The sequence below is a fragment of the Apibacter muscae genome (genome assembly GCF_007845635.1).
GTDB classification, from domain to species: domain Bacteria; phylum Bacteroidota; class Bacteroidia; order Flavobacteriales; family Weeksellaceae; genus Apibacter; species Apibacter muscae.
The window spans coordinates 22744-28743 of sequence record NZ_SELG01000034.1 but is presented as its reverse complement, the minus strand read 5'-3'; the positions used below and the strand labels follow the sequence as shown (position 1 = coordinate 28743).

The following is a 6000-nucleotide window of genomic DNA, read 5'->3' as shown; positions in this document are numbered from 1 at the left end:
CAAGGCATGAGCCGCATACGAGTACAATTCCCATGGCAGAAAGCCTATGGAGGACAAAGCCCCTGGATCCGCTCCATCACCCCCTACGCCGGTAGCGGAAAAGGAATGCATGTAGTACCCGAGATAGGCGAAGAAGTAATCGTAAGCTTTGAGAACGGGAACGCAGAAAAGCCCGTAAGCCTAGGCGCCATGTTCAACGGAAAAGGAAAATCCGGACACGGGGGTGCTGGGAATTTCATCAAAGGTTTACAAACCCCAACCGGAAACAAAATACAATTTAACGATAAAGAAGGAAGCGCTTTACTCACCGATAACGGAGGAGCCAGTATGAAGTTTGATGGGGCCGGAAATGCAGTAACTAATGCAGCCGCTATGCAGACCCTTAACGTAGGAGGAGGCGGAAAAGATTCTTCGGGGGAAACCATCCCACCTCAATCGGTTTTAAAAATGGATAAAGATGGGAATATTAAGCTGGATGGTAAAACCAATATTACTTTAATGGTAGGAGAAAACACCTTGGTAATAGATGCAAATGGGCTCACACTTACCAATAAAGATGGAAATAAAGTAGCTATTACCCCGGAAGGAATTGTACAAACCGCCTCGGTAGGAGATATTTCTTCTACAGCGGAAACCGGGGATATAAAACTAGACAGTAGCGCAAGTAAAATCACTTTAAATGCATCCACACAAATAGAAGCAACTGCCGGTTCTACCATTGATCTGTCCGCTCCGGAAGTAAATTCAAACTAAGCAAGAGATGGGATTTTTAAGAAATCTATTTAGGAACGAAGTTTCTTCTGTTAGTGCTATACCAGAAGTGCAAGGAAGATTTAAAAAAACTTACAATTATGTTTACGAACGTAGGCAATGGTTACGCGGACAAAGTATGAAACATAAAGTAGAAGGAATTATACAAGCAGCTATTTCGCCATACAGCAAAAATTATACAAAATGGGAGATTTATTTTAAGGATGTTAACCTAAGAAAAACCTCAAATTTTGTGTTAGAATACTATATTTTATGGGATTTTGTACGCCGTGCTAACTTTTATATGAGTACAAACGGAAAAATAACCACCCATGAGTTTGATGTTTTTGGACAAAAGGAGATTTTTAAAGAAAAGCAAGAAAAAATTTACCAATATTTAAGAGAAGGAAGCCGAAGAGATGCCATTGAAAAGGTTATAAAAGGCGTAAACCAAAATTCAATTTTACTTGCCCGTACCTTGAAAGCCAATCCTATAATTCAGCTATTGGCTAAAGAATTTTCTTTTTTTCAGGAAAACCTTTTGCAAAACACCCACCAACTTCCGGTATTTTCTTTTTATTCTAACGAAGTAATGGAAGATTACTTTGGTGCAGGGAAGCACCTACCCTTAAAAAAATTTTCTTCCTTAAATCTATCCTTTAAAGACGCAATTGTAGGTTGTGCCGTAAACGGATGGAACAAGGAAGAAATAGGCACCGGAAACTTTTTTCGATTTATGAAGCAATTGGCTGGAAAAATACAAATAGGTAGAGAACTTTTGGTAGACAGTAGCGAGTATTATAAGTACGCACCGACCAATTTTTTTAATGATAGAAAATTGTTAGAAGCCGAAAGCTATACCCAAACGGTTGTAGCTGAGGCTTGGTTTTTAGAAGAACAAACAAGTTTAACCCTAATAGAGGAAGACTATGGCAGTTGATGATTTATTTATACCCGATGGGGTTTACTTAAAATGTGACCAGGGAGCGACCGTAGTTAATTTAAAAGTTAATTTTAAAAAGCACAAACTATATGGAGAAATTATTGCTACCGAAAAAGACCATACTCCTTTGGTCAATATTCCATCCTTTGGCGCCTGTTCTTCCACCGGAAGTGCTTGCACACCTACGGATACCTATTGGGTAAATGTACACGAAGGCGGTACCTTGGTGCAAAAACAAAAGCCTTTGCTGGAAACTTCTTTTTGTAAATGTATGAAAGGAGGAAATATTAAAATCTTTTTTTCCGAAGCAGAGGCTATAGCTGGCTTAGAGGCAGATAAAAATGAACGGGTAGATAAAATTCCTTATATAGATGCCATATTAGGAAAAGCCACTCTGGGGCCCTTAAATCCTCTTTTCTTATTTACCGATACCGAACCTTCGGATGTGGGAAGAGGAGTGAGAAAAGGAATAAAAAGCACCTACCATGGGCTAAAACAAATGATTTTGCACCCCATTGACACTGCCAAAGGGTTGGGAAAACTAGCCATGACAGGAGTGGCAGGTTATGTTCCTCCCATGACTAGTGCTAGTTTTGGGGGGATACCTACAGAAAGCGAAATAAAAATGCAACAAGACTGGTTTGATAAAACTCCTGAACAGCGGATTGCAGATTTTGATAAAGATATGGGCACCGATCTTACTTCTACCCATGAAGGGATTAAGGCAGCAGCTTCCGAGTTTTATGATCAGAAAATTGTACATGGAACTAATGCAGAGCGAGGAGTATTGATGGGGCAAACCGCAGAATTCATAGGGGAATTGGTAATAGGTTCCAAAGGAGCGGGAGCAGTTATTAAAAGTGCCAAAGGGAGTGCGGTGGTAGCCAGTGCTTCGGAAAAGCTCTCCATAGCCATTGCTACCATTAATGAGTTTGTAAAAGCAACTAAATTGGGTAAATTAGCAAAGTCTATTAAGGGGATTTTTAAGGTAGGAAGGAGACATATATTTTTATCTACAGATGTTTTTGAGAAAATTATATGGGGAGAAAGAGTTCTTCCTGGAAATAGACTTATAGGAGGACATTCAGGGAAAATATCTAATTTACATCCCAATTATGCTGTGGAAGAGTTAGGATATTCATCTGTTAATTCAAATTGTAGAAGAATTAAATTTGTCACTCAATATCCTGACGGAAAATTATCAAAAATAAAGTCATCTACATTATTCCCTGATAATTGGAGTAGTTCAAAAATAAAAAATGCAATAGAAAATATAGCTAATGATAATAGTATACCAATGACCACTCAAGGAACTGGAACCTCTTATAAAATAGGAACATATCAAGGTGTTAAAATACAAGTAACATATGATAATGCGGGAAAAATAACAGGTGGATTTCCTTTATAAAAAACGTAAAATTATGAAAATACAAGAGCTAATTTTGAAAGAATTAGAACAAATTAAATCTATTGATTTTTGGGAAGATTGTTTAATTTTTGATTATGAGAGAACTATTCTTAATCAAGAAGCACCTATTAAAGAAGATATTTTTAATTATTTATTAGATAATATCTACGAAATTAATGGAGATAATAAGTATGTAACTGGTTTCATATTAGATTTACTTACTTTACCTAATTTTGATAGTAAACCTCATTTTATTAAATTATTAGAAAAGTTAAGCGAATCTAATCAAGATTTTATTTATGAAAAACTTATTGATAATTTAAGAGATTGGGAGCTATCAAAAGATGAAAAGGAAAAATTATTTTCATTAAAGAATAAGATTATTAATAAATCAAGTTTAGTATTTAAAATAATTGAAAACAAATAAGATAAATAAAAATAACTTAAGATTATCTGAAGAAGCCCCCTCTCTTTTCTCCGATGATGATCCTGCGACTGGATTATTAATATATTACTTGGGTGAAGATAAAGAAGAATTATTTACAGGGGAACTATATGAAATATTTCAAGAACATATTGTTTCTGAATATGAGGTTAAAAATGGTAAAAAAGAAGGTATTCAGATAGATTATTTTCGGAATGGAAGTAAAGATTCTATTAATGAAAATAGTCAAAATATGCAATTTGGCGTTTATAAAGAATTTGATGAACATGAAAAATTAAAAGTTGTATCAGTAATATGGTTTAATCTTAATATAAAAAGCATTGAATTTTCTGAAAATACAATTACTATTACAGAAAAGAAAATTGATAAAAAATATATAATACCTAAACGAATAGAATCTTTACTTAACTTAAGTAATGAAGAATTAATTAATTATTCATTCCCTCCCATGGTTAATGGTGGATTTACCGAAGAGGATAAGAGAAATGTTACTGCCAGAGCTTTTTATTTTCAAAATAAAACCATATATATTTATGAGAATAATACATTAACAAAAGTAATTTCTACTATAAATAGTGAATCAACCTTTTATGGTTGGAAAATAGAGAAGGAAATAAAAGATGGAATTATAAATAAAATTTTATTGGAGAGCGAGGAAGAAACCCTACGAGAAGTTTTATGGAATGGAGGAAAATTAAGTAAAGATGATAGAATAATTCCTGAAGAAGAATTACCCACTAACATTATTCAATTACTAAATTTAAGTCCCGAAAAACTTCTAAGTTTTCCTTTTGAAGCTACTGAATTAGAACAAAATGAATTTTTAAATAAAAATATTATTTTATAATAATTTATATTTTATTATTATAGGGATAATTGTAAGTAAATTTAAACATTCTGTTGCCTTATTCTAATTTATTATATACATGTGAAATATTGACGGATAAAATAAATGTTATAAATCATAATTTAAAAATGGAATTAAATTATAATATAAAATTATTGGAAGAAGATCCTTCTCTTTCCTGTGTTAATGATGTTAACTCTGGATTACTAATTTATTATTTAGGCGAAAATAAAAAAGAGTTATTTACAGGGGCAATATATGAAAAATTTAACAATAAAATTATCTCAGAATATGAAGTTAAAGATGGTAAAAAAAATGGTATCCAAAGAGATTATTTTCAAGATGGAAAACTAGAAGAAATTAGTGAATGGAAAGAAAATTTTAAATATGGAATTAATAAGGAATATAATGATGAAGGTATATTAAAAGGTGTATCTATTGTATGGAATAATGATTACATTAAAATAATGGATATAGAAAAACAAAAAGTGATTGAAAAAAAAATTATAAAAAAAGAAGGAATACCGAAAAGAATACTTTATTTGTTAAATTTATCAGATAGAAAATTATTGGATTATTCTTTTGATATGAAAAATTCATCTGATTTAGAAGAATATTATATGAATGGATTTAATTCTCTGGAAGACCATCATACAACAAGAAATATAAATCTATAGTAAATTACAATGAAACTAGCCATAGATGTATATTATTATGATAACAAAGCAAAGGCAGTAGGAATTTTATTTAAAAATTGGGAACAGGAAGTTCCTGATCAAATTATAACCTCTTTTATTACAGATGTTGCTGAATACCAACCCGGTTCTTTTTATAAAAGAGAACTCCCTTGTATTTTAGATTTATTAAAACAAGTGAATCTATCTGAAATAGAAGTAATTATTATAGATGGTTTTGTTTATTTAGATAACCAAGAAAAACCTGGTTTAGGAAAACATCTTTATGATTCATTAAATAAAAAACTACCTGTTATAGGAGTAGCTAAAACTCCTTTCTTTCAAAATGAAAAGTTGGTAAAAGAAGTGCTAAGAGGAGAAAGCACCAAACCCTTATATATAACTACGGTAGGAATATCTCTTGATGAGTCTGCTGAGAATATTAAAAATATGCATGGTAAATTTAGGTTCCCTACCCTTTTAAAACTCTTAGACCAAGAAACAAAAAATAAACTTTAGTTACTTATTTATATATTCATGAAAAAATTAAGGATTACTTTAGAAGATAATTTTTTTCCTGTTCAAGCTTATTTTAATTCTATTCCTGATAGAAGTTTTCTAAAAGTTTTACAAGATTTTTCAAAAAATATAGGTTCAGGATTTGAAGAAACATCGATAGGTTTTCCTGAAGAAGCAGAAGAATGGGGAGAAGAGCCATTTAAAGGAGTAGCGTTTGGAATAATTGAAAAAGAAATAATAATTTACAACACAGATTTTATATAATATTTAAGAATAGTTTGTAATGCATATGAAGAAGATTACCCTGAGCAAAAAGAGGAAGTAGAAATATTATTTAATGAAATTAAAAGAAAATTTATTTCAAAGGAATAAAAAATTTATTGAAACAAATTCATACTAGAAAAATTTAAAAGC

General features: G+C 31.6%; 8 protein-coding genes. All 8 read left to right on the top strand.

The features are described from left to right. Positions 1-753: phage baseplate assembly protein V (locus ETU08_RS07700; protein WP_221410546.1), on the top strand; the 753-nt coding region annotated here is incomplete at its 5' end. Positions 754-760: 7 nt separating this feature from the next. After that, the gene (locus tag ETU08_RS07695; protein WP_146262451.1) at positions 761-1690 is read left to right on the top strand and encodes a hypothetical protein; all 930 of its coding nucleotides are present in this window, start codon (positions 761-763) and stop codon (positions 1688-1690) included. After that, positions 1680-3101 (top strand): PAAR-like protein, encoded by a 1422-nt coding sequence (locus tag ETU08_RS07690; protein ID WP_146262450.1) that lies wholly within the window; start codon positions 1680-1682, stop codon positions 3099-3101. Before ETU08_RS07695 ends, ETU08_RS07690 begins: the two co-directional genes overlap by 11 nt. Before the next feature lie 13 nt (positions 3102-3114). After that, a complete protein-coding gene (locus ETU08_RS07685; protein WP_146262449.1) occupies positions 3115-3528 on the top strand; it encodes a hypothetical protein in 414 nt (137 codons plus the stop codon). Further along, positions 3515-4393, top strand: coding sequence for a hypothetical protein (locus ETU08_RS07680; RefSeq protein WP_146262448.1), 879 nt, complete (start codon positions 3515-3517; stop codon positions 4391-4393). The genes ETU08_RS07685 and ETU08_RS07680 overlap by 14 nt, the downstream gene beginning before the upstream one ends. A gap of 128 nt (positions 4394-4521) precedes the next feature. After that, complete coding sequence (locus tag ETU08_RS07675) at positions 4522-5070, top strand: hypothetical protein (RefSeq protein WP_146262447.1); 549 nt, start codon at positions 4522-4524, stop codon at positions 5068-5070. Positions 5071-5079: 9 nt separating this feature from the next. Next, complete coding sequence (locus tag ETU08_RS07670) at positions 5080-5586, top strand: endonuclease V (protein WP_146262446.1); 507 nt, start codon at positions 5080-5082, stop codon at positions 5584-5586. An 18-nt stretch (positions 5587-5604) separates the two neighbouring features. Then, entirely contained in the window at positions 5605-5850 is a 246-nt protein-coding gene (gene cdiI, locus ETU08_RS07665; RefSeq protein ID WP_146262445.1) for a ribonuclease toxin immunity protein CdiI, read from the top strand. The last annotated feature ends 150 nt before the right edge of the window (positions 5851-6000 follow it).

What these genes read in the sequence shown, in the direction of transcription:
- ETU08_RS07675 (WP_146262447.1), top strand. Translation starts at nt 4,522, where the DNA reads ATGGAATTAAATTATAATATAAAATTATTGGAAGAAGATCCTTCTCTT.
- ETU08_RS07695 (WP_146262451.1), top strand. Translation starts at nt 761, where the DNA reads ATGGGATTTTTAAGAAATCTATTTAGGAACGAAGTTTCTTCTGTTAGT.
- ETU08_RS07690 (WP_146262450.1), top strand. Translation starts at nt 1,680, where the DNA reads ATGGCAGTTGATGATTTATTTATACCCGATGGGGTTTACTTAAAATGT.
- cdiI (WP_146262445.1), top strand. Translation starts at nt 5,605, where the DNA reads ATGAAAAAATTAAGGATTACTTTAGAAGATAATTTTTTTCCTGTTCAA.
- ETU08_RS07685 (WP_146262449.1), top strand. Translation starts at nt 3,115, where the DNA reads ATGAAAATACAAGAGCTAATTTTGAAAGAATTAGAACAAATTAAATCT.
- ETU08_RS07670 (WP_146262446.1), top strand. Translation starts at nt 5,080, where the DNA reads ATGAAACTAGCCATAGATGTATATTATTATGATAACAAAGCAAAGGCA.